Raw genomic sequence first — 23785 nt, 5'->3', positions numbered from 1 at the left:
CGCCGGATACAAAAATGCCGACATTAACTGTCGGCATTCTAACACCATTTTTCAGCGCTCGCTTAGATTAAGCGCCTCAATGGTTTTGGTGCAGTACTTTCGCGCAAACGGGCTAATTATTCGCTAGCGCGTTTCGCAAGTTCTGCATCGTTTTCTTCACGCAGTACGCGGCGTAAGATCTTACCTACGTTAGTCTTTGGAAGATCATCTCTGAACTCGACTAATTTAGGGATTTTGTAACCCGTTAAGTGCTCACGACAGTGCGCGATAATGTCTTCTTTGGTCAGGCTAGGGTCACGCTTCACAACGTAGATCTTAACCAATTCACCAGACACTTCATGAGGTTGACCGATAGCTGCTACTTCAAGCACTTTACCATGCAGAGCCACAACGTCTTCAATCTCGTTCGGGTAGACGTTGAAGCCTGATACAAGAATCATGTCCTTCTTACGGTCAACGATGTACAACAAGCCTTCGTCATCAAACTTAACGATGTCACCTGTCGATAACCAACCGTCTTGATCGATCACTTCTTTGGTCGCTTCAGGGCGCTGCCAGTAACCTTGCATCACTTGAGGGCCACGAACTTGTAGCTCGCCTACTTGGTCATTAGCAATAACCTTACCTTCATCATCAACAATACGAACTTCTGTCGATGGTACTGGTAGGCCGATAGCACCTGTGTAGTCTTTCAGGTCGTATGGGTTACCCGTTACCAGTGGTGAACACTCAGTTAAGCCATAGCCTTCCAATAGGTGAATGCCTGTCGCTTTCTTCCATTGCTCAGCAACAGCGCGTTGAACCGCCATGCCGCCGCCAACAGATAGGCGTAGGTTACTGAAATCCAACTCGTGGAAATCTTCGTTATTAACTAGCGCATTAAACAAGGTGTTTACGCCGGTAATTGCGGTAAACGGAACCTTTTGCAGCTCTTTAATAAAGCCAGGAATGTCACGAGGGTTAGTAATTAGAAGGTTACGACCACCCATCTCAACAAACAGTAAGCAGTTCACCGTCAGTGCAAATACGTGGTAAAGCGGTAATGCCGTTACAACCAACTCGCGGCCTTCTTGCAGAACAGGACCGTAAGCCCCTTTCGCTTGAAGTACGTTCGCAATCATATTGCGGTGCGTTAGGATTGCGCCCTTCGCTACACCTGTTGTACCACCAGTGTACTGTAGGAACGCGATGTCATCACCCGCCATGAACGGTTTCACATATTGAAGACGACGACCTTTGTGCAGCGCTTTTCTGAATGAGATAGCACCCGGCAGATCATACTTAGGCACCATGCCTTTTACGTATTTCACTACAAAGTCGACAATTGTCCCTTTCGCGCGTGGCAGCATTTGCCCTAGGCTAGTTAGAACAACGTGTTTAACCGGCGTGTTATCAACGACTTTCTCTAGCGTGCTCGCAAAGTTAGATACGATAACAATCGCCTTTGCACCAGAATCGTTCAGTTGATGTTCAAGCTCACGAGGTGTGTACAGTGGGTTGACGTTCACTGCAATCATACCTGCACGCAATACACCAAATAGTGCAATTGGGTATTGCAGTAGGTTTGGCATCATTAGCGCGACGCGATCGCCCTTCTTCAGTTTCAAGTCATTCTGTAGGTAAGCGGCAAAAGCACGGCTGCGCTCTTCAAGCTTACGGAATGTCATAATCGAGCCCATGTTCTCGAATGCAGGTTGGTCCGCGTACTTCTGTACCGACTGTTCAAACATTTCTACAAGAGATGGGTACTGATCTGGGTTGATCGTTTCTGGTACGTCACTTGGATAACGTGAAAGCCAAGGTTTATCCACGATGTTACTCCTCGTTTATCAGCTGACGACTGCTTCGCCGCTTTTTATCATTGCGGTATTACAGCACAGCTTTAGTGCATGAGCACTAAAAGGCTCAAACACTTGTTTAAATTTTGTTAACTACACCAAGAATTAGCTCTGAAACTAACTCTGGGCTCTCTAAATGACAATGATGTCCGCCAGGAACAGTCTCTATATGCAGAGGACTATGCACTGATTTGTAGCGATTATGCTGCAAATGTCGGAATCCATCATTTCCTAAAACTATTAATTGAGGGCATTCAATAGCCGCCATGATCGCTTCAGCGTGCGCCTGTGACATTCGATATAACGAGTCACATTTTAGGTTAGGGTCGCATCGCCATTGCCAAGAGTTATCTAACTCGACAATTCCTCGCTCGACAATAGGAGCAATTAATTCAGCATTGATTTGATTGGCGTGAGCTCTCAGCTTAATAGCATCCTCAAGGCTTGCCAGAGGACGTGAAGGCTTTCTTCGCTGTCGAAGACGACTGAGTACCCCATCTCTCAAGCGAGAAACCGTTTCTTGGGGAGCTTCTGAAAGAGGTCCGTGACCTTCAATTTGAATTAATCCTGACACCTTTTCAGGAAAGGCGGCACTATAGCAACTTGCTATCAATGCACCAAGTGAATGTCCTACCAGTACCAGTCTGTTTGGCGATAATTTAGTCACCAACTGATGCAAGTCATCTATATAATCATGAAATGGGTAGTAACTTCCCGATTTGTGCGACGAGAAGCCGTGTCCGAAGAGATCGATAGCAACAAGGTGAGCATTGGGCGCAAACTTGGCGACTTGCTGCATAACCTGATTAAAGCTGGACGAATTATCCAACCACCCATGAATAAAAACGACCGTCGTTGCGGTCGTTTGTGGGTTGCCAATCTGTTGTGTTGCAAGCGTCCCGCTCGCGAGGGAGTATGACTTTTCAATCATCAAACACTTAGTTCCATCTGTTTGCGCAATCAACGTCTAAAAAGTTAATTACTCTACGTCCTGTATCACTCGACCTTGTCTTGGCATCGTTTGAAAACTGCGACAATGTAAACTTCTGCACGAGTAGTAGGTTGGTGCAAAATCGTTAACAACAACACGCTCAGTGATGTTCCACAGTCGTTGGTTGTCCACTTTCATCACAGGGAAGATGTAAGGGTATTCCCCTATTTTTCCATCTTCACTTCCGCTTGACTGACCAACCAGTGTAATCAGACGGCCTTCTGCAAAACTTAGAGGCTCAACATACCCTTCAATATAACCAACAAAGCGTCCGCTTGGCTCTGCGTCTAGGTCTGGCTTACCGCTACTCGAAATCGGCATATTAGCAACTTCGATTCGAGTCTTATCTTTCAAGTTGGTTACTTTAGAGATAACGCCACCCAATCGAACACTTTTCGCCTCCGGTAGTTGGTCGACCCACTGTTGGTAATCACTAATTACAGGCTCTGATTTTGCTTCAAGTTCGCTAGGAAGTGATGAACACCCGGCAAGTACCAAGACACCAAGAGAAAGGGCTATTAAGCGTAATTTAGAGAGATAATTTGACATGGTTCTGGTCCTTAAACAGGCATTAATAAGAAGCTCTAGATGTAGATATCGACACCGATAAGCTTTGCAAGTTCTTCTTTCTTCGCCTGATTCATTACATCCATATACTCTTCGATAGCCTTACGTCCTCGGCCTTCTGGAAGATCATACTGGATTTGAGCCTTGTGTAGTTCAGACTCTTTAACTTGACGAATAGAGTGAGAAACAGCATTAGCGACCTTAGTCGGTTGCCCAACCGCAGTGCTAGCATCAGATTTTTTTGCCTGCTCCTTCTTTTTAATTCGATTCGGCTTAGACGTGCTGCCTATCAAAGAAGGAGGTAAGTTGTTAATTGATACCATGACTAAATATCTGCCCTCTCAAATCTAAATAATACGCATTTAGACCTAATTTGCATCAGAACCTTGTAAAAATTATTCGCGACCTGGCAGTTTCTTCCAAGTCACTTTGTCACGAAGATAAACTGGCTCAGATTCTTCTGCTGCAACCGCTTTACCTTCTGCGTAAGCAAATTGAGCAAGGAACGCCATATCTTGAGCTTCTGGGAATAGCACTTCACACGCTTTGGTGTTGATCGCAAGTGTATCCATATGCTCGGCATAAGCTTCCCAGCCGGTACCGACTTTCGCCCATATTTCAGAATCTGCTTCTAACTGCGCAGCCAGTTCACTTGGTGGCGTTACACATTCGGCATCAACCGCAGTCCAACGACCATCTTGTTCGCGGCTGTAACGAGCCCAGTACACTTCGCTCATACGCGCATCAATCGCTGTTGCTACATGAGTTTCACCAAATTTACGGTAGCTGCCTTGCGCCATCGCTGCCAGTGTAGAGACACCAATCATTGGTAAATCCGCACCAAAAGCCAAGCCCTGAGCAATACCAATACCAATACGCACACCCGTGAAACTGCCTGGGCCTTGGCCAAACGCGATAGCATCGATATCGGTTAAAGCGACATTCGCTTCTTTCAGTACTTCATCCACCATAGGTAGAATTTTCTTCGTATGGTCTCGAGGAGCCTCTTCGCTACGTGCGAACACCTGGTCACCAATTACTAATGCAACTGAACAGTTTTCAGTTGCGGTATCTACTGCAAGAATTTTCGCGCTCATTTGTGTCTCAAATATTCGTTATCTAATCTAAAAATAATGGCTAAACTCAACAATGCCAATTACTCAGCAGCGGTTGAATGGTCTTTAGCTAAGAATTCTTTAATGACCCCTAAGTCACGTGTACGAGGGATAGGCGGTAAACTCGCCAAAAATATGCCACCGTAATCGCGAGTCACCAATCGGTTATCGCAAATAATCAAAGCACCATTATCGCGCTTGTCACGTATCAATCGGCCGACACCTTGTTTCAAGGTAATCACAGCGTCTGGCAACTGTACTTGTGCAAAAGGATCACCCCCTTTTAGCTTACAGTCCTCGATTCGAGCCTTAAGTAAAGGGTCATCAGGGGCTGTAAAGGGCAATTTATCGATGATAACACAGCTTAATGCGTCGCCCCTAACATCTATCCCCTCCCAGAAAGCACCTGTAGCCACCAGCAATGCGTTACCTAATTCCATGAATTCGGCTAAGGTTTTTTGCTTACTTGTCTCACCTTGCAATAGAACGGGAACCGAGAGGGTTTCACGGAATCGCTCCCCCAACTCTTTCATCATGCTGTGTGAAGTACACAAGAAGAAACAGCGGCCTTGGTTTTGCTCAATCACAGGAGTCAGCATTCTTACTAGCTTATCCGCGAGACCGGGGCTATTCGGTTCTGGAAGATAACGAGGCACACACAAGCGCGCTTGATTCGGATAATCAAACGGGCTCGGCAGTGAAAACTGTGCCGACGGTTTTAACCCTAATCGAGAAGTAAAGTGTTCGAAATCATCCGACACCGCCAAGGTTGCTGAGGTAAACACCCATGCGCCCGGCTTCAGCTCAATCTGTTCGTGGAATTTATCGGCGACAGAAAGCGGTGTGATATGCAGAGCAAAGTGGCGCGGTGTAGTGTCATACCAATACGAATAGCCAGTGATCGACACATCGCACACACGTTCGATACGCGACTTAATCATATTTGCGCGTTCGAAAGCGGTATCTAACAGCTGGCTTCGCCCAAGTGCTAACTTCAATACATCAACAGCAAGTTGCAGAGCATCTTGCAAACGAACTAACTCGCGTGCAATCGACTCGGATTTCAAAGCTTCGCGCCAGTTACCACGAAAGCCGGTATCACCAAGCACAATACGCAGATCGGCTGACGATTGAACGAGCCTATCCCCTACTTTCTGTAGCTGACGCATGTCTTTGGCTTCAGTTCGGTAAGCAATTTCAATGTCTTTGGCTAACTCTTGGATCTGTCGACTGGAAACCGATTGTCCGAAGTACTGGCTGGCGATGTCAGGAAGTTGATGTGCTTCATCGAAAATAAACACGTCAGCTTCAGGTATCAATTCGCCAAATCCGGTTTCTTTGATCGCCAAATCAGCTAGGAAAAGGTGGTGGTTTACGACCACCACATCGGAATCCATCGCTTTTTTACGCGCTTTAAGCACAAAGCAATCGGTATAGCTTGGGCACTCTTTACCCAAGCAATTATCATTGGTCGAGGTAATGGTTGGAATAACCGGGCTGTCTTCAGCGATATCATCACAATCGCCTAAATCACCCGTTTGAGTGGATGACGACCAACTACGAACTTTGACTAACTGAGCCAGCAGCGTTGGATCGGTATGAGCACCATGACTCTCGATCATTTGGCGGCTGAGTCTGTCCAAACACAAATAGTTTGAACGTCCTTTGAGCAACGCAACTTGACCATAAAAGCCAAGCGCATCGACCATCAAGGGTAAATCTCGGTGAAACAGCTGTTCTTGAAGGTTTTTAGACCCCGTACTAATGATGGTTTTCTTGCCACTAAGCAGCGCAGGCACTAGGTAAGCAAACGTCTTACCAGTACCTGTTCCAGCCTCAACAACCAACTGGCTTTGATTTTCAATAGCTTGTGAAACCGCTTCAGCCATGTCTAACTGAGCTTGTCTTGGTTGAAACCCAGGGATAGCTTTGCCCAGAGCGCCATCAGCAGAAAACGTTTTAGATATCATAGAGTACGAAGTTTAGAAAAAGAGAAGGAGAATTATGGCAGGTTTAGTGAGCCGGCGCGAATCAAGAATGACTTCGCACCGGAGGTGTTTGGTTTGGCTTGACGTGGCTTAAGTTACCTTGAAGGTAAGAATTGAAGAAGTAGGAATTAGAGAATCGTTTTTATTTTCGACTGAGATAACGTGATAGCCAAGGAGCACCTTCAAAATGGTTATCACCAGGCTGTATGGCTTTCGCTGCATCGGTTGGTGAGGTCTTACTTTCCCACATTTCATCTAGAACATGACCATCTAATTCGGTACCTCTCGCCAATGAATTCACTCGCTTGCAGTACAGTTTTTTGGCTAGTAACTCTTTATCCATAAGTATCACCTCTATTTTTGGCCAAGGCGTAAATGCCTCGGTTGAAGTTCAAATGCGTACTACGGTCAAAACTTTTAAAAATGAAGCTTCTGCCTGTTTTTCTATCTAAAAACTGATATTTCTATATCAAACAATTTATCAAAGCGATAAATCAGCAGCAGAATTTGTTGAAACCAACTTGATAATAGATTAATTATAACGGTGATATTGCGGCTCAGTTCACCGTTCGACGGCCTGCATTAAATTTGAAGAATCCCGATTTCATATAATAAGTGCAACATTTCATGGAAGTAAGATGCAAATGGAAAGAAAAACTTTACTAACACATTGTACTGATGCCCCCGGCCTCATCTCTAAGATCACCAATATTTGTTATAAGCACCAACTCAATATTATTCACAACAATGAGTTCGTAGATAACACAAGTGGCCACTTCTTTATGCGCACCGAGCTTGAAGGGTATTTCAATGACGAAACCTTACTTGCCGATTTAGATCAAGCCCTGCCACCAAATACGAAACGTAAGCTTGTTGATTCGTCTCGCAAGCGTGTTGTGATACTCGTGACCAAGGAAGCACACTGCCTTGGCGACATTCTAATGAAGAACTTCGATGGCAGCTTAGACGTTGAAATTGCGGCCGTTGTCGGTAACTACGACATTCTACAAAGCCTAACCGAGCGTTTTGACATCCCTTACCACCATGTTTCTCACGAAGGGCTAAACCGTGAAGAACATGAGAAGAAGATGCTAGAAGTGATTGACCAGTACGAGGCGGATTACCTTGTTTTGGCTAAGTACATGCGAGTGCTGACACCAGGTTTTGTTGAAAAATACCACCACAAGATCATCAATATCCACCACAGCTTCTTGCCAGCATTTATTGGCGCGAAGCCATACCAACAAGCGTATGAGCGCGGCGTGAAGATCATTGGCGCAACGGCACACTTTGTGACGAATGATTTGGATGAAGGTCCAATCATCAAGCAAGATGTTATCCCTGTGGATCACAACTTCAGCGCGAAAGACATGGCACAAGCCGGTCGTGACGTAGAGAAGAATGTATTAAGTAAGGCGTTAAACAAGGTGATCAATGATCATGTGTTTGTTTACGGCAACAAGACTGTAATTCTGTAAATCGGATATTCGATTTCCGGTAAGACTTCCAGTTAGAACCCAATAAAAAACGCGCAATAGGGAAAGCCCATCGCGCGTTTTTTGTATCTGATGATCAGACTCGCTTTGAGAGATTCCCGACTACGCTCCTTCGTCGCTATCGGGAATGACGAACTCGGTGATGAACCTTCGAGCTATAGGCTCTAACATACGCTCTCGAACGCTCAGTCTGTCACTATCCAAAGATAGACTCTGGAAAATTTCATCGAACACCCCGTCATTCCGACGAGCCAAGGCGAGATCAGGAATCTCTTTCCTAGCAACTCTCTATTCAAATTAAGCCTGTTCTGATTCCACAATCTTCTTCAAAGAGTGTGGATGCAGCTTGATGCAAATCCCTTGATGTTTAAAAGCCACTGTTGGGTTATTCAAGCGTTCACCCTCGCCTTTCGGGCTAGAGAGTTTGATCTTAACGCCTTGCTCACCCAGCGTTTCAAAGTTAGCAGCGAACTGCGGGTAAGTTTCTTTAAGATCCGCTAGATACTCATCAGCTGTTTGGGCATGAGAAGGAATCACAAACTCTACATGTTCCCAATCTTGGCTTGGGTAAATCTTACCTTCTGCTGGATATGGCAGCTCCAAACATTCAATTTTCCAGCCAAGGCTTTGCAAGGGTTCATCGAAAGCCAACACCACAATTGGACGACCATTAATCATCGCCTCAGAAATCATAGAGCCGTACTCAGACCACGCTTGATGGGCAGATTTCGCTAGCTCAGTGTCATTGATTCGCAGCGCAATATGATCCGCTTGAGCAAAGCTTAAATCCAAACCTAATGTATTTCCTAGGCTCTCGATTTTTGCCATAAAAGTATCAAGGCGGGCGATCATTTGTTGTGGTTCTAGTTCAGCTTGCTTCAGGCTCATCATCATTGTCTGTGTTCTCCAAATAATGGCTGCATGTTATCAGTTTTGCCTTTTGCAACAAGCGTTGCTTTTACAAAAAACACTCAATAACTATGTTCTTTTCGCTCCTTAAACATGCAAACGCGTCTTGCTAAAAGTCGATTGTCAAAAACCACTCAGGAAATGTTAATTTTCTATCAATTCGACCTATAAGAAACCGCACAAAATTGGTATGATTACCGCCATTTCTGTGAACTTAAACAGAGTCTGCTGCTGATTTTGGCATTAAATCGTTAACTAGAAGCATAATTAACCAATTTAATGACCAAGAATTAACGGCCACTCTTATCATCCTTGAATTGAAGGAAACGCGTGTGAATATCCAAGCACTTATTAATGACAAAGTATCTCAGGCTCTAGAAGCCGCTGGCGCACCTGCAGGCTCTCCTGCTGCTGTTCGTCAATCTGCAAAACCACAGTTTGGTGACTACCAAGCAAACGGCGTTATGGGCGTTGCTAAACGACTAGGCACTAACCCACGAGAATTTGCTCAAAAAGTATTGGACGTTCTAAACCTAGACGGTATCGCGTCTAAAGTTGAAATCGCAGGTCCGGGTTTCCTAAACATCTTCCTAGATGAAGCTTTCCTAGCCAAACAAGCAGACGCAGCATTGGCTGACTCTCGCCTTGGTGTTGCCGTTGCTGAAACGCAAACTATTGTTGCGGATTACTCTGCGCCAAACGTTGCTAAAGAAATGCACGTTGGTCACCTACGTTCAACTATCATCGGTGATGCAGTAGTTCGTACTCTAGAATTTCTAGGCCACAACGTTATCCGCGCTAACCACATCGGTGACTGGGGTACTCAATTCGGTATGCTTATCGCAAACCTTGAGCGCGTTCAGGCTGAGTCTGGTGAAGTTTCAATGGAACTTGCTGACCTTGAAGGCTTCTACCGTGAATCTAAAAAGCTCTACGATGAAGACGAAGAGTTCGCAGTTAAAGCACGTGGCTACGTTGTTAAACTGCAAAGCGGCGACGAGTTCTGCGCAGAGATGTGGAAGAAGCTTGTTGACGTAACAATGATTCAAAACCAACGCAACTACGATCGTCTAAACGTGTCTCTAACACGTGATGACGTAATGGGCGAAAGCATGTACAACCACATGCTTCCAACTATTGTTGCGGATCTGAAAGAGCAAGGTCTTGCTAAAGAAGATGACGGCGCACAAGTTGTATTCCTAGACGAATACAAAAACAAAGATGGTGACCCAATGGGCGTTATCATCCAGAAACGCGACGGCGGCTTCCTTTACACAACAACCGACATTGCTTGTGCAAAATACCGTTTTGAAGAACTAGGCGCAGACCGCGTTCTTTACTTCATCGACTCACGTCAACACCAGCACCTAATGCAAGCTTGGACTATCGTTCGTAAAGCAGGTTACATCCCAGAATCTGTTTCTCTTGAGCACCACGCATTCGGCATGATGCTAGGTAAAGACGGTAAACCATTCAAGACTCGTGCAGGCGGTACTGTTCGTCTTGCTGATCTTCTTGATGAAGCCGAAGTTCGTGCAGCGCAGCTAATCGAATCTAAGAACCCAGAACTAGCAGAAGACGAGAAGAAAGCGATCGCGAACACTGTTGCTATGGCAGCGGTTAAGTACGCAGACCTTTCTAAGCACCGCACTACTGACTACGTGTTCGATTGGGACAACATGCTTGCATTCGAAGGCAACACAGCACCATACATGCAGTACGCATACACTCGTGTTGCTTCTGTATTTGCTAAAGCTGGCATTTCTATGGACTCGCTTGAAGGTGAAATCAAAATCACTGAAGAGAAAGAGAAAGCGCTTATCGCGAAACTTCTACAGTTTGAAGAAGCAGTACAGTCTGTTGCTCGTGAAGGTCAACCACACATCATGTGTAGCTACCTATTCGAACTAGCTGGTCAATTCTCTAGCTTCTACGAAGCTTGCCCTATCCTAGTTGCTGAAGACAAAGCTGTTAAGCAGAGCCGTCTGAAGCTTGCTGCACTAACAGCGAAGACGATCAAGCAAGGTCTATCGCTTCTAGGTATCGACACTCTAGAGCGCATGTAAGCGATTCGAGATTCGAGATTCGAGATTCGAGATTCGAGATTCGAGATTCGAGATTCGAGAAAATTAGAAAGGTTGACGTGAAAGCGTCAACCTTTTTTTTGTCTGGAGGTTTGTTTACTCGATTATTTAAGCGATTAGCTAACCTACACAGCAAGAGATCTCCTATTACGCTCATTCGTCGCTCTAGGAGATGACGAGAATAGGTGTAGTGAATCCAAGACAACATCAATGATGCGCCATCAAACCACACCAAATCGTTATCCCTCTTCTCACCATCATTCCCTACAGTGAGGGACGAACGTGATAGGGAATCTGCTTATTGAGAACGTAAGCCCTAGCCACATTCAAACTCCGACCTTATACTCATGTAAAACAATTAATTGGAAAGATCATGAGCTTCGAACTTCACCCGCAACTTGCGAAAGACACCACACTTATCGGCGAATTTCCACTGAGCTTAGCCCTGCTACACAAAGATAACGCAGTGCCTTGGGTTATCTTGGTACCAAAACGTGCCAACCTAAAAGAGTTGCACCACTTACCAATGAAAGAGCAACAGCAGTTCCTACATGAATCTCAGGCGGTAAGCCAAGCATTAGAAGCAACGTTCCAACCAGACAAATTGAACCTTGGTGCGCTGGGTAATATGGTGCCACAACTGCACATCCACCATATTGCACGCTTCAAAGACGACATTGCTTGGCCCGGCCCAGTATGGGGTAATACAAAAGGCGAACAGCGCAGTGAAGAAGATCAAGCCGCTATCCTGACTCGTATCCAAAACGTTCTGTCACTGAGCTCTATCTTCAAGAAAGCATAATTCGAGTTCATCTCATTGAGCTTTAAAGCAAAACACTTCAGAAAAGACACATAACAAAAAGCCGCTCATCTTAGATAAGCGGCTTTGTCATTTTCTAATCTCGCCTTTTTCAACGAGAGTCTGAAGACCGAACTACATCATCACGTTAAGCGACAAACCATCTTGTTTGCTGATGGTGTAGCGAATACGCGTTGTATGACCATGCTTATTCGTATCGACCAAGCGAGAAACTTTCCCTTTCTTGACCCAAACACTCAGCATCGCATCGACGCCATCTTCACTCATGCCAAACTTTGCAGCGAGCTCTTTACGAGCCGCAACGCCGTGGCTATCAATGTATTGATGAAGTTCAGTTAAAATCATACTACTTGCACCTCTAGTGCTTTCTGCTTACTGCCCACTTTCTTGAAGACGCGATACGTCACCACAAAACCACCAGCAATCGCCACCATCCATACTGCACTTGTCACAGGATGCGCAGCAAAGTTTGCCGCTTGGTAGTAGAAAGTCGCACCAAAGTAACCAAGAGCCATCGTCCAAACCGCGATGAAGCGTGCAAACGTCTGACCAAATTCACGAACATAAGCACCCATCGCGGCCACACAAGGCGTGTAAAGCAGGATAAGAATCAAGTAAGCGAATGCCGCATGACCAGATACAAACTTGTCTTTCAAGTTACCAAAGATAGAGGTATCGACTTCTTGGTCAGCTGCTACAGAATTAGAGTCAGACAAGTCGCCAACTTCAATACCTAATGGATCTGAGTAGCTCAATCCGGCTAGGTTTTCAGGGATCGTCATTACCGCTTCTTGCAGGCTTGCTGCTAAGTCAAACTCAGCTGCTTCTTCATCAGAAGGCGTTGTATATAGGCTATTTAATGTACCAACAACGGCTTCTTTAGCGAAAATACCTGTGATGATACCAACCGTTGCAGGCCAGTTCTCTTCAGTAATACCAATTGGTTGGAATACAGGTGTTACAACTTGAGCTGCTCTAGACAGTACTGAGTTTTCGCTATCTTCGTTACCAAAGCTGCCGTCCATACCTAGAGAGTTTAGGAAGCTAAGAATAGCCACAACCATCACGATTGTTTTACCTGCACCAAGTACGAAACGCTTCAGCTTCTGCCAAGTTTTCAACATTACGTTTTGCACTGTCGGCAATTCGTAATCTGGCATTTCCATCACTAAGCTATCACTGCTACCTGGGTAGATCGTGTTTTTCAGGAACAAACCCGTAAATACAGAAGCAACGATACCCATGATGTACAGAGCGAATACTACGTTTTGTCCTGCACCTGGGAAGAACGCCGCCGCGAACAGTGCGTATACCGGTAAACGAGCACCACATGACATAAACGGCGCCATTGATGCTGCTAGTTTACGTTCGCGCTCTTGGTCAAGAGTACGAGTTGCCATGATTGAAGGCACGTTACAACCAAAGCCCAGTACAAGTGGGACAAATGCTTTACCCGGTAAACCAATCTTCTGCATCACTTTATCAAGTACAAATGCAGCACGAGCCATGTAGCCTGAGCTTTCTAGTACCGCTAAGAATAGGTAAAGCGCTGCGATAACAGGAATAAAGGTCGCAACCGTTTGGATACCGCCGCCAATACCATCAGCAAGTACAGTGACTAACCAAACTGGTAAATGGCCATCTAATAAGTGGTGTCCACCATCAACTAATATTGCTCCAACACCAATATCGAAGAAGTCGATAAACGCACTACCGATATTGATAGAGAACATGAACATTAGGTACATGATAACGAAGAAGAAAGGAATACCGACCCATTTGTTCAAAATGAATTGGTCTGCTTTCTCTGTAAAGTTACGGCTTAGTTTGCCTTCGCTGCGACGAACACGTTTACAAAGGTCATGTAAGAAAGTGTATTTAGCGTCAGCAACAGCAAGGTCAATATCGAAATCGGCACCAAGACGCACGCTATCAATTTGAGTGCGAGTTTGTGGGGCTAAACCATTCAATACCAAGTAATCATTTTCTAAAGCACGAATCGCTAGCGCTCGGTGAGATACGTCAGCATCATCAAATTGTGACTCAACAGAAGGGATAAGAGCTTCTAACGCGGCATCGTAATCAATAGAGATAGGGTCAAGGCTCACACCTTGAACAAGCAGTTTATGCAGACGCTCTTTAAAGCGAACCACTTGACCTTTATCGTTTGCAGACAAGCTTAGAACTGGGCAACCTAGCTCTTTCTCTAGTGCTTTAAGGTTAATCACCTGACGTTCGCGCTTTAATACATCCATTTTGTTCAACACAACGATCATTGGGCGACCCAACTCACGCAGCTGTAATGTCATATATAAGCTTCGTTCTAGACAGCTAGCGTCGACAACATTGATGATCACATCTGCTGGGTGAGTTAAAACAGCGCGAGACGCGATAGACTCATCGATGCTGTTCGCATCATTACCACTGTCTAGTGCGTAGATACCCGGTAAATCCGTTAGTTGAAACTGATCACCAGCTTGCGAGTATAAACCCGTCTTCTTTTCAACAGTGACACCAACCCAGTTACCAACGTGCTGCTTAGCACCAGTCAGTGCGTTGAACAGTGTTGTTTTACCACTATTCGGGTTACCAACGGTAAGAACTTGATAATCCATTTAGATAACCTCGATTTGTTCTGCAATGCTTTCACGAATGGCGATAGAAACACCTCTCACTTCAACTTGAAGCGGATCACCCATAGGTGCACGGCGGATAAGCGTCACCTCGGTTTTTGGCAACATACCCATGACCATAAGTTTCTTCCTTACGTCTGGTGTTAAACCTGTTAGTGCAACAATAGAAGCCGCCTTTCCTTGCTCTAGTTGTGAGAGTTTCATAAGTACCCAATTCGTGACTGATAATGAGAAAGATTGTTATTAACGCCATGATACACATACATGCCCACAATTCTATTGTGTGAAATCAATGTTTTCGAAAATACATACTCGTAAGTTTCGTTAAAAACGTTTACGTCAAAAACGTTACTTTCAACAACTAGCGAGAACTACCTCACTAGTACAAACCCTCCCAAACAAAAACAAATCATTAATTATCAATCACTTGAGACAATGTCGGTTTTCTCATAGGTATCTGTCGTTAATTTTATAAGTAAAATAAGTAGCTGGACGTATAGTTACTCCATCGAAGAGAAACTACTTCTCTTTAATTTTATTCCAGAGGTGATATGGCTTTGCTATATCACTCCGGCAGCAAGCGAAGGTGTCGTTGGCACCCGTGGTATAGTCCCCCCCGGCTATGCCACGATATTTTTTTCTTCCCTTTGTTTTATCCCAACAACCTTTTTAAACTCCCCATTTATCTCGTATCTCGTATCTCGTATCTCGTATCTCGTATCTCGTATCTCGTATCTCGTAGAAGCATAAAAAAGCCCCAACACGAATGTCGAGGCTAAAGTATCTTTATTTATGTTCTAGCTGAGTATCCGCTGCGTGCTACTCTTCGTTGTTTTCAGCAAACTTAGATGGTGACATGCCAAAGTGGTGCTTAAACCTTTGACTGAAATAGGAAGGGTCATTGAACCCCGAATCAAACGCCACATTAGAGATCTTCTCTCCAGCGAGTAAGCGCTCACACGCATGCTCTAGACGTACTTCATTCAAGTGCTCTTTGAAGGTCTTGTTGTAAGCCGATTTAAAGCGTCTCTGTAAGCTTCTCTCAGACATAAACAAATACTTAGCGGCAGTTGCAGTACTGAACTCGGCATCAGCGTAGTTTTCACTCACAAGCTGCGACACTCTGTTCTTCCACTCTTGTTCCGCTGTCAGTTTTTGTTGCTCTGGTGTTGAGGCGGCAAGCTTAATGGTTTCAATCTGTTCAATTGTGCTGGCTTCAAGATTGTCGAGTACTTGATACTCAATTGGCCACGAAAGCTGAACCTTATTTTGAGACTCCGAAACAAAGGCATTAAGCTCACCACCGCTCTGATTCATCAATAGCGGCAGCTTTTCGATGTTAAGGTCGGTCGACTTTCCGGTATTGTCACCCATGCTTGATGCCAGTTTAGGGAAAGGCATCCCATGATCTCGAATGGTCACAACAAGATGCTCCTTAACCTCTTCAACCAGAACCACCATACTCTGCGACTTAAAGTTTCTCTTGATGATGCTCGCAACCAAGCTATTGAAGATAATATCGAGATTAAAATACAGCAACGAGACATATCGTTGTTTTGTTTCGACTTTAATATCCAGTTCAATACCGGCTTTGGTTAAGTCATCCTGCCAAGCTTTGAGTACCACCTCTAAGATTAAAATTATATCGTAACAAACTTGCCCTTCTCCTTGAGGCGTATTACTCAATTGAGCTAAGCCATTTTTCAAGGTTAGAATCGGCGACTTCCCGAGCTCGTCATTCCAATTCGGGAGCATCGCAGCAATATGATTCACTTCAGAAGAGAGTTCATTGGCAGTGTGAGACACAAGCGCATTCTTCACGGATAGCTGCTTTTTAAGCTGTTGATTAGTCGCGAGTAATATCCGGCTTTGGTGTCTCAATTGGTCTGTCTTCAGTGCAACTTGCGCTTTTAAGTCCCGGTTGGCAAAAGTGACATAACGCGAACGCCAAAAGACTAAGATAGTCACAACGCCAATCAGTAATATCAGAGAGCTTGCTGCAGCCCAATTGGTCAGATACCAAGGTTCTGCAATCGAAAAGCTTTGATTGGTTGACACAAAGCGATAATGGGAGCCTTTAACCGGCTTCACTTCAAGTGTGTAATCCCCAGGAAGAAGATGATCGAGCGTTAACAAGCCCCCTTCAAACTCACTCCATGGTTCATCGTCGCTCAGTCGATATTCCATCGCTGGTGCGAACGTTGCTGGTAAGATGCCTAGCTTAAACCCCATCGATGAGCCATAAGGAATCTCATCCAGTTCGGCCGTTTTCCCGCCAAGTGACACCGTTTGTTGGTCGACACTTATCTTACTCAACAAGGCACGGCTATGAGGTGTAGTTGATACCAGTAACTCGTTAGATAACGCGCTGACTACACCATACTTTGAGCCGAAAACAAGCCTCGAAGGTTGGCTATCTTGACTGTAAAAAAGAGCACACGCTCCTGCCGCCAGTTCATTGGTGATCAAACCAAATGGCGAACCTATGTGTTTATGCAGTTGCCCATCCAATCCGTAATAACTGATGCCTTTCGAAGAGCCTAACCAAACACCATTGTCATCGCTTATCAGGCAGTTGGGGCTAATATTGTCTTCAACAAGAGTGATTTCTTGAATAATAGAGCTGTCATCCGGGATTCGATACACGCCATAACTGCTCGCAAACCACTGCGCTCCATCCTTCGCTTTTTCAATATCGACGACTTTGCCAAACCGTTCGCTGGAACGACTAAAGCTAATTCGTTTATCAATGAACGAGTAGAAGCCATGATCCGTTCCTATATAGATGCGACCTAGCAAGCCTACATTGAGAGCGGTGATCTTCGCAGGCAAGAACTTGTCGACTAACCAGTCAGTGTCATAACTCGTCAGTTTCATGGTTTCGATAGATAACGAATAGAGGTTTTGCCCAGAGGTCATCCAAAGAACGTTATCGGCTTGAAGCGCAAGGTTTTCAACACGCACTCCCTCAATTGGCCTTGGTAAATCAAGGGCTTCGGGTTGTAGTGTTTCCGTATTTAGACTGATGATACCTTGTTCGGTCGCCAACCAAATGGAAGAGCCAAAGATCTCAAAATCATTAACAGGGTTAGAGTAAACACGAATTGGGTTCTCTTCACTTTCAGAATCAACCAAGTAGAGCCCCATTGAAGACGCGACCCAAGATAACTGGTCACTGACAGGCAGTACTTTATTGATCACCACACTACTCGAATGCATGCCCATTCCAGTTAGGGGTGTTCTCGAGAAGGTTTTGCTGAACAGTGAGAAGTATCGGATACCGTTGTTTGTCGCAACCCACATACCACCAGCATGATCGTTTATCAACGAATATATTTTCTCACCCGGTAACGAGAAGTCTTGACTAGCGGCTTGTTCGAATCGAGTAATTTGTCCCGTAATAAAGTTGTAGCTAATAAGGCCGTGCTCTGTACCAATCCAATACTGGTCCGAAGTTTCGGCCAACGAGAGAACATGCGACCCTTTAACGATGGTCTCTTTGTCTGGGTTCGCGAGATCAACAATCACAGCACCATTTAAAGTACCGATCACTAACTCACGTCGAGCATTCGAAAAATAAACCGTCTCAATATGGTTTTTGTCTGATGCGGTGACATGGGTAAACTCTTGATTCTCTGAAAGGTAAACGCCAGAACTGGTCGCTAGCACCCACTTTGATAGTACCCACTCAGCGTCGTTAATCGCAATGTCACTGCTGTTATTGTATCGGTACAGTTTAAGTAGAGAGTAGGTGTTGAATTCTAAAGATTGAGTGTTGTAGGTATAGAAATTACTGCCGTCAGTAACCCAAATATAATCGCCTGATGCACCGATATTCGCTATTTCAGCGCCGGGACTTAGGCTAAACGCCAATTCGTTGCCAATTCCAGGGTTATGTCGATAGACCTCATTGTCGAAAAATGTCCAAAACTCATCGTTCAGAAAGGCGACTCTTTCCGAAGAAAATTGCAGTAAGCTTCCCTTGCGAGGGAATAGAGTTCGACCATCGTAAAAGAGTACTTTTCCATGCACATCATGAACCCAGAGCCCACCTCCGGCACCTAAATACAAGTTTTTAGCCGCAAGGAAATTCCCTTGCGCTTGAACGGGCAAAGGATAGAAAACGGAGGGCGAGGTATTTACCGCTAGAACGCTAAATGAAATGCTCATTAACATGAACATTTTGAAGATAATTCGATACAACTCTTAATCCTGAACAGCAACAACACATGAAATTTTGGGTACCACAACGTCTTATCGTTGCTAAACCAAAAACTGAGTTTTTTTGTGCTTATTATTATCTTTCCATTTTAGCGGAAATTAGAAAAGGAGAAAGGAGGTTTGTTATTTGTTAGGAGGTTTTATCTTAGCGGTCACGAAAATGCCGCAAAAAGCGGCATGATTCATAAATTAACGAGAGCAAAGTAGAGTAAAGAATACTCGTTTATGACTTACTTCTCGTCTAAGCAACTTGTATAGCTATCTGTAAGTTGCTGAAGAAAATCGAAATAGCTTCCACTCTTCACTTCAACTGTTGAACCGATAGGGTCAAGCTGACCTTGTTTTGCGTTACTTCCGCGCGTCACTGATTCAATCACAGCAGGAGTGAATTGAGGCTCAGAAAACACACATTGAACGTTTTCACGTACTATCGTTTTCTTAATAGCGATCAGGCTTTTTGCACCCGGCTTACGCTCTGGGCTCACCGTAAAGTGACCTAAGTTATTTAGCTCAAACTCTTGCTCAAAGTAACCATACGCGTCATGAAAAACGTAGTAACCTTTGTCTTTCACGGGTGCAAGTTGCTCTCGAATAGACTGTTGCTTCTCTTTCAATGCAATCAGGAATGAATCGAGATTCTCTTGGTACGCCATTGCGTTGTCTGGATCAGATTCAATCAACTTAGCTGAGATGTATTTTGCAGCTACTTCAACTTGCTCGATACCTAACCAAAAATGCGGGTCATGGCTACCGTGGTGGTGCCCTTCATGTGCATCGTGGTCATGCTCTTCGTGTCCGAACTCTCGCAAGTTGATTCCGGGAATATCACTGATCTTGATAACATTTTCTTTTGAACCAATCACCTTAGTCAGAAAGGCTTCTAGGTCAGGGCCGAACCAGATGACCATATCGGCACTATGAACTTTTTTGACATCCGATGGCTTAAGCGCATAATCATGCGGCGAAGCATTGCTGTTCATCAACACATCCGGCTCACTAACGCCTTGCGTTAATTCTGTCACAATCATTTGAATTGGTTTAAAGCTTGTTAGAATAGTATTGGCACTTGCGACACTTGGCGCTAAAAGCAAAGTAGCAAGTATAAAAGATGAACGTGACATAATACCTCGATAATAGAAAAGTAGCTTAGGCTTGAGGTAAATGTTACATTATAACATTAGCGAATTGCAAATGAGTTCTATTCATGGATAACTTAATCCAACTAGATTCTGTGAGCGTCGAATTTGACGGTCGAAAAGTTCTAGACAACATCTCTCTAAATTTAGAGCGCGGCAGAATCACCACCCTGATTGGGCCAAACGGTGCAGGAAAGTCGACATTAGTAAAAGTGGTACTGGGTTTACAGACCAAATTTTCAGGCACAATAACAAAAGCTAAAAAACTGAAAATTGGCTATGTACCACAAAAATTAAAGCTCAATGATTCCCTACCGCTCAACGTAGAGCGTTTTCTAAAACTCACTGGCAATTTCAGTCAGCAAGAGATCCTTGAAGCATTGAAGCTTGTTGGTGCTGAACATCTGCAGAAGAGTAACATGCACCAGCTATCTGGCGGAGAAAACCAACGTGTGCTCATTGCTCGTTCATTGCTAAGAAGACCAGATCTACTGGTTCTCGATGAACCGGCTCAAGGCGTCGACGTTCAAGGGCAAATAGACCTGTATGACTTGATTGACACCATTCGCCACCGCTTTGGTTGTGCCGTATTTATGGTTTCACACGATCTGCATTTAGTGATGGCAAAAACAGACGATGTTATCTGTTTACACCACCACATCTGTTGCTCAGGCGCACCTGCAGACATCAAACACCATCCTTCGTATATTGCGCTCTTTGGCACCGCGACCCAAGAGACGCTAGCGTTTTATCATCACCAACACGAACATCACCATCATGATCTCGCAGGCCAGCCTGTCGAAGGCGACGTGCATGAATGTTCAAACCATAAACACGGACACCACTAATGCTTGAGTTTCTTCTTCCCTCTATTTGGGCGGGTTTGGGTATTGCACTAATTGCAGGCCCACTAGGTTCATTCGTGGTGTGGCGTAAGATGGCTTACTTTGGTGACACGCTTGCTCACGCTTCTTTGATGGGCTTAGCACTTGGCTTTCTGTTCAACATTAACTTGTATTTCGCGCTGCTGATTTGTTGTTTGATGCTGGCCGTGTTGCTAGTGACTTTACAAAAACAAAAGCTGGTCGCGACCGATACCCTACTCGGTATTTTGGCGCACAGTGCGCTATCACTTGGTTTGGTTGCTGTCAGTTTCTTAGATAACGTTCGTGTTGACCTAATGAGCTACCTATTTGGTGACTTGCTGGCAGTATCTCCAACGGATTTAGTGTTCATCTATGCGGGTGCTGCTGTGATTGGATTAGTACTTGCTATCTTTTGGCGACCACTACTATCAACGACGGTTAACGAAGATCTCGCGGCGGTTGATGGCATCAACATTGATTTAATGCGTCTGATTCTGATGCTATTGGTCGGTATCGTGATTGCTGTCGGTATGAAGTTTGTTGGTGCGTTAATCATGACATCGCTACTGATTATTCCTGCAGCAACGGCAAGGAAGTTCTCGAGCACACCTGAGCAGATGGCCTTCCTTGCATCAATTATTGGCTCTATCGCTGTATTCGGTGGATTAAGCTTGTCTTGGTTCTATGATACGCCTGCTGGCCCGTCTGTGGTTATCAGTGCGGCAGCAATGTTTATGCTATCTCAAATGGTTAGAAGTCGAGCTTAGCACTTAGCAGTACGATCTCGTATCTCGAAAACATAAAAAAGGCTTGGTCAGTGACCAAGCCTTTTTAATATCGTTTCAATTAACTTCTATCTCAATCGATAAAAGCCAGCTGATTACCAACCCGTGATTTCACGTAGGCCTTTACCGATGTCAGCAAGAGACTTAACAGTCTTAACGCCTGCTGCTTCTAGTGCTGCGAATTTATCTTCAGCAGTACCTTTACCGCCAGAGATGATTGCGCCTGCGTGGCCCATACGTTTGCCCGGAGGAGCAGTAACACCAGCGATGTAAGATACAACTGGCTTAGTTACGTTTGCTTTGATGAACTCAGCCGCTTCTTCTTCCGCAGTACCACCGATTTCACCAATCATTACGATTGCTTCAGTTTCTGGGTCTTCTTGGAAAAGTTTCAAGATATCAATGAAGTTTGAACCTGGGATAGGGTCACCACCGATACCAACACATGTAGACTGACCAAAGCCTTCATCTGTTGTTTGCTTAACTGCTTCGTATGTCAGAGTACCTGAACGAGATACGATACCTACTTTACCCTTCTTGTGGATGTGACCAGGCATGATACCAATCTTACACTCGTCTGGAGTGATAAGACCTGGACAGTTAGGACCGATCATGCGAACGCCAGTTTCTTCTAGCTTCACTTTAACGTCGATCATATCTGTTGTAGGGATACCTTCAGTGATCGTTACGATCAGTTCGATACCTGCATCAATCGCTTCTAGGATTGCATCTTTACAGAAAGGAGCTGGTACGTAGATAACTGTTGCTGTTGCGCCAGTTACTTCTACCGCTTCACGTACTGTGTTGAATACTGGAAGGCCTAGGTGAGTTTGACCACCTTTACCAGGTGAAACACCACCAACCATTTGCGTACCGTATGCGATAGCTTGGTCTGAGTGGAATGTACCTTGACCGCCAGTGAAACCCTGACAGATTACTTTAGTGTCTTTGTTAATTAATACAGACATTATTTAGCCTCCGCAGCAGCAACAACTTTCTGAGCAGCATCTGTTAGAGATTCAGCTGCAATGATATCAACATCAGAATTAGCAAGTACTTCGCGACCTAGGTCTGCGTTTGTACCTTCTAGACGAACAACTACAGGAACTGTTACGCCGACTTCTTTAACTGCACCGATAATACCTTCAGCGATCATGTCACAACGAACGATGCCACCGAAAATGTTTACGAGTACTGCTTTAACATTGTCATCAGAAAGGATGATCTTGAATGCTTCAGCTACACGTTCTTTTGTCGCGCCGCCGCCTACATCAAGGAAGTTTGCTGGCTTGCCGCCGTGTAGGTTTACGATATCCATCGTACCCATCGCAAGGCCTGCACCGTTAACCATACAGCCAACGTTACCATCTAGTGCTACGTAGTTCAGTTCCCACTGTGCTGCGTGTGCTTCGCGCTCATCTTCTTGAGATGGATCGTGCATTTCACGTAGTTTAGGCTGACGGTACATCGCGTTTGAGTCGATGTTGATCTTGCCGTCTAGACAAAGCAGGTTGCCTTCGCCAGTAATTACAAGCGGGTTGATTTCTAGTAGAGCTAGGTCGTACTGAGAGAACATTTGGCCAAGACCCATGAAGATCTTAACGAACTGTTTGATTTGATCGCCAACTAGACCAAGTTTGAACGCCAGTTCACGGCCTTGGTAAGCTTGAGGGCCTACTAGAGGATCGATCGCTGATTGGTGAATCAACTCTGGAGTTTCTTCAGCGATTTTCTCAATGTCCACACCGCCTTCAGTTGACGCCATGAATACAATTTTACGCGTTGCGCGGTCAACAACAGCACCTAGGTAAAGTTCGTTAGCAATGTTTGATGCTTCTTCAACTAGGATCTTAGTTACAGGCTGACCATTAGCGTCTGTTTGGTAAGTCACTAGGTTTTTACCTAGCCACTTTTGTGCAAACTCTTTAACGCCTTCTTTGGTGTCATGTAGCTCTACGCCGCCCGCTTTACCGCGGCCACCAGCGTGTACTTGACACTTAACGACTTTCTTGGCTGTACTGATACGACCTGCAGCTTCGAAAGCTTCTTGTGCAGTATCACATGCGAAACCTTCTGGTACAGGCAAACCGAATTCTGCAAACAGCTGTTTGGCTTGGTATTCATGCAAATTCATTTTGATATTCCGTTTATTTTCCCTTAAGGGATTATTATTTCCATAACGACACAGTTTCCTGTGTTACGTCTGTAGGGTCTTCTCAAAACAACTGCTGTCCATTTTCTAATGGCTTTACAGTTCAATTGAAGGCCAGACGTTGAGCAGCCTAGCCTTTGAAACTTTTTACGTCTAGCTAACGGGGTTAACTAGACGTTTTAGC

Annotated in this window: 20 protein-coding genes; 5 read left to right on the top strand and 15 right to left on the bottom strand. The window is 44.8% G+C overall.

The annotated features are described in order from the left end of the window. Nucleotides 1-116: 116 nt before the first annotated feature. The 7 genes from fadD to AB4558_RS08920 all read right to left on the bottom strand — a co-directional run bounded on the left by fadD (nt 117) and on the right by AB4558_RS08920 (nt 6842). A complete protein-coding gene (gene fadD, locus AB4558_RS08950) occupies nt 117-1811 on the bottom strand; it encodes a long-chain-fatty-acid--CoA ligase FadD (protein WP_017062375.1) in 1695 nt (564 codons plus the stop codon). A gap of 106 nt (nt 1812-1917) precedes the next feature. After that, entirely contained in the window at nt 1918-2769 is an 852-nt protein-coding gene (locus tag AB4558_RS08945; protein WP_372158681.1) for an alpha/beta fold hydrolase, read from the bottom strand. A gap of 48 nt (nt 2770-2817) precedes the next feature. After that, entirely contained in the window at nt 2818-3378 is a 561-nt protein-coding gene (locus tag AB4558_RS08940; protein WP_017067373.1) for a Slp family lipoprotein, read from the bottom strand. 35 nt (nt 3379-3413) lie between these two features. After that, nucleotides 3414-3719 carry a chromosome partitioning protein ParA gene (locus tag AB4558_RS08935; protein WP_372158654.1) on the bottom strand — a complete coding sequence of 102 codons (306 nt, stop codon included), beginning with the start codon at nt 3717-3719 and terminating at the stop codon, nt 3414-3416. Between the two features lie 72 nt (nt 3720-3791). Continuing rightward, nucleotides 3792-4493, bottom strand: coding sequence for a tRNA (adenosine(37)-N6)-threonylcarbamoyltransferase complex dimerization subunit type 1 TsaB (gene tsaB / locus AB4558_RS08930; RefSeq protein WP_017062379.1), 702 nt, complete (start codon nt 4491-4493; stop codon nt 3792-3794). 59 nt (nt 4494-4552) lie between these two features. Continuing rightward, a complete protein-coding gene (locus AB4558_RS08925; RefSeq protein ID WP_017063417.1) occupies nt 4553-6481 on the bottom strand; it encodes an ATP-dependent DNA helicase in 1929 nt (642 codons plus the stop codon). A gap of 160 nt (nt 6482-6641) precedes the next feature. Continuing rightward, complete coding sequence (locus AB4558_RS08920; RefSeq protein ID WP_017062381.1) at nt 6642-6842, bottom strand: hypothetical protein; 201 nt, start codon at nt 6840-6842, stop codon at nt 6642-6644. 301 nt (nt 6843-7143) lie between these two features. On the opposite strand from AB4558_RS08920, the gene purU reads away from it, so the two are divergent. Beyond that, nucleotides 7144-7977: a formyltetrahydrofolate deformylase gene (gene purU, locus AB4558_RS08915; protein WP_029235131.1), complete on the top strand. Its 834-nt coding sequence runs from the start codon at nt 7144-7146 to the stop codon at nt 7975-7977. 315 nt (nt 7978-8292) lie between these two features. Here the strand turns inward: purU and AB4558_RS08910 are convergent, their stop codons facing one another. Further along, nucleotides 8293-8889, bottom strand: coding sequence for a VOC family protein (locus AB4558_RS08910; RefSeq protein ID WP_017070298.1), 597 nt, complete (start codon nt 8887-8889; stop codon nt 8293-8295). A gap of 347 nt (nt 8890-9236) precedes the next feature. Between AB4558_RS08910 and argS the strand changes: the two genes are divergently transcribed. Both argS and AB4558_RS08900 read left to right on the top strand, forming a co-directional pair. Further along, nucleotides 9237-10970, top strand: coding sequence for an arginine--tRNA ligase (argS, locus tag AB4558_RS08905; protein ID WP_017070297.1), 1734 nt, complete (start codon nt 9237-9239; stop codon nt 10968-10970). 391 nt (nt 10971-11361) lie between these two features. Then, complete coding sequence (locus AB4558_RS08900) at nt 11362-11790, top strand: HIT domain-containing protein (protein WP_017061937.1); 429 nt, start codon at nt 11362-11364, stop codon at nt 11788-11790. Nucleotides 11791-11922: 132 nt separating this feature from the next. Here the strand turns inward: AB4558_RS08900 and AB4558_RS08895 are convergent, their stop codons facing one another. The 5 genes from AB4558_RS08895 to znuA all read right to left on the bottom strand — a co-directional run bounded on the left by AB4558_RS08895 (nt 11923) and on the right by znuA (nt 19783). Beyond that, complete coding sequence (locus AB4558_RS08895) at nt 11923-12153, bottom strand: FeoC-like transcriptional regulator (protein ID WP_017061938.1); 231 nt, start codon at nt 12151-12153, stop codon at nt 11923-11925. Then, nucleotides 12150-14423: a Fe(2+) transporter permease subunit FeoB gene (gene feoB / locus AB4558_RS08890; RefSeq protein ID WP_372125652.1), complete on the bottom strand. Its 2274-nt coding sequence runs from the start codon at nt 14421-14423 to the stop codon at nt 12150-12152. The genes AB4558_RS08895 and feoB overlap by 4 nt, the downstream gene beginning before the upstream one ends. Further along, on the bottom strand, nt 14424-14645 hold the full coding sequence (locus AB4558_RS08885; RefSeq protein WP_004734203.1) for a FeoA family protein: 222 nt from the start codon (nt 14643-14645) through the stop codon (nt 14424-14426). It lies immediately after the preceding gene. Nucleotides 14646-15260: 615 nt separating this feature from the next. Beyond that, entirely contained in the window at nt 15261-18623 is a 3363-nt protein-coding gene (locus AB4558_RS08880; protein ID WP_372158679.1) for a helix-turn-helix domain-containing protein, read from the bottom strand. Between the two features lie 269 nt (nt 18624-18892). Further along, nucleotides 18893-19783, bottom strand: coding sequence for a zinc ABC transporter substrate-binding protein ZnuA (gene znuA / locus AB4558_RS08875; RefSeq protein WP_017067380.1), 891 nt, complete (start codon nt 19781-19783; stop codon nt 18893-18895). Nucleotides 19784-19866: 83 nt separating this feature from the next. Here znuA and znuC point away from each other — a divergent pair, with 83 nt between their 5' ends. Then, nucleotides 19867-20646, top strand: coding sequence for a zinc ABC transporter ATP-binding protein ZnuC (znuC, locus tag AB4558_RS08870; RefSeq protein WP_017061943.1), 780 nt, complete (start codon nt 19867-19869; stop codon nt 20644-20646). Continuing rightward, nucleotides 20646-21431 (top strand): zinc ABC transporter permease subunit ZnuB, encoded by a 786-nt coding sequence (gene znuB, locus AB4558_RS08865; protein ID WP_372074665.1) that lies wholly within the window; start codon nt 20646-20648, stop codon nt 21429-21431. Before znuC ends, znuB begins: the two co-directional genes overlap by 1 nt. A gap of 113 nt (nt 21432-21544) precedes the next feature. On the opposite strand, the gene sucD is transcribed toward znuB, so the two are convergent. After that, a complete protein-coding gene (gene sucD / locus AB4558_RS08860) occupies nt 21545-22417 on the bottom strand; it encodes a succinate--CoA ligase subunit alpha (RefSeq protein WP_004734209.1) in 873 nt (290 codons plus the stop codon). Further along, nucleotides 22417-23583 carry an ADP-forming succinate--CoA ligase subunit beta gene (gene sucC / locus AB4558_RS08855; RefSeq protein ID WP_010436793.1) on the bottom strand — a complete coding sequence of 389 codons (1167 nt, stop codon included), beginning with the start codon at nt 23581-23583 and terminating at the stop codon, nt 22417-22419. The genes sucD and sucC overlap by 1 nt, the downstream gene beginning before the upstream one ends. Between the last annotated feature and the right edge of the window lie 202 nt (nt 23584-23785).

The organism is Vibrio sp. 10N.222.51.C5 (assembly GCF_041474575.1).
GTDB lineage: Bacteria > Pseudomonadota > Gammaproteobacteria > Enterobacterales > Vibrionaceae > Vibrio > Vibrio crassostreae_C.
The sequence above is the reverse complement of the archived record's forward strand: the minus strand, read 5'-3'. Positions and strand labels throughout refer to the sequence as shown.

What these genes read in the sequence shown, in the direction of transcription:
- AB4558_RS08945 (WP_372158681.1), bottom strand. Translation starts at nt 2,769, where the DNA reads ATGATTGAAAAGTCATACTCCCTCGCGAGCGGGACGCTTGCAACACAA.
- AB4558_RS08940 (WP_017067373.1), bottom strand. Translation starts at nt 3,378, where the DNA reads ATGTCAAATTATCTCTCTAAATTACGCTTAATAGCCCTTTCTCTTGGT.
- AB4558_RS08935 (WP_372158654.1), bottom strand. Translation starts at nt 3,719, where the DNA reads ATGGTATCAATTAACAACTTACCTCCTTCTTTGATAGGCAGCACGTCT.
- tsaB (WP_017062379.1), bottom strand. Translation starts at nt 4,493, where the DNA reads ATGAGCGCGAAAATTCTTGCAGTAGATACCGCAACTGAAAACTGTTCA.
- AB4558_RS08925 (WP_017063417.1), bottom strand. Translation starts at nt 6,481, where the DNA reads ATGATATCTAAAACGTTTTCTGCTGATGGCGCTCTGGGCAAAGCTATC.
- AB4558_RS08920 (WP_017062381.1), bottom strand. Translation starts at nt 6,842, where the DNA reads ATGGATAAAGAGTTACTAGCCAAAAAACTGTACTGCAAGCGAGTGAAT.
- purU (WP_029235131.1), top strand. Translation starts at nt 7,144, where the DNA reads ATGGAAAGAAAAACTTTACTAACACATTGTACTGATGCCCCCGGCCTC.
- AB4558_RS08910 (WP_017070298.1), bottom strand. Translation starts at nt 8,889, where the DNA reads ATGATGATGAGCCTGAAGCAAGCTGAACTAGAACCACAACAAATGATC.
- AB4558_RS08900 (WP_017061937.1), top strand. Translation starts at nt 11,362, where the DNA reads ATGAGCTTCGAACTTCACCCGCAACTTGCGAAAGACACCACACTTATC.
- AB4558_RS08895 (WP_017061938.1), bottom strand. Translation starts at nt 12,153, where the DNA reads ATGATTTTAACTGAACTTCATCAATACATTGATAGCCACGGCGTTGCG.
- feoB (WP_372125652.1), bottom strand. Translation starts at nt 14,423, where the DNA reads ATGGATTATCAAGTTCTTACCGTTGGTAACCCGAATAGTGGTAAAACA.
- AB4558_RS08885 (WP_004734203.1), bottom strand. Translation starts at nt 14,645, where the DNA reads ATGAAACTCTCACAACTAGAGCAAGGAAAGGCGGCTTCTATTGTTGCA.
- AB4558_RS08880 (WP_372158679.1), bottom strand. Translation starts at nt 18,623, where the DNA reads ATGTTCATGTTAATGAGCATTTCATTTAGCGTTCTAGCGGTAAATACC.
- znuA (WP_017067380.1), bottom strand. Translation starts at nt 19,783, where the DNA reads ATGTCACGTTCATCTTTTATACTTGCTACTTTGCTTTTAGCGCCAAGT.
- znuC (WP_017061943.1), top strand. Translation starts at nt 19,867, where the DNA reads ATGGATAACTTAATCCAACTAGATTCTGTGAGCGTCGAATTTGACGGT.
- znuB (WP_372074665.1), top strand. Translation starts at nt 20,646, where the DNA reads ATGCTTGAGTTTCTTCTTCCCTCTATTTGGGCGGGTTTGGGTATTGCA.
- sucD (WP_004734209.1), bottom strand. Translation starts at nt 22,417, where the DNA reads ATGTCTGTATTAATTAACAAAGACACTAAAGTAATCTGTCAGGGTTTC.
- sucC (WP_010436793.1), bottom strand. Translation starts at nt 23,583, where the DNA reads ATGAATTTGCATGAATACCAAGCCAAACAGCTGTTTGCAGAATTCGGT.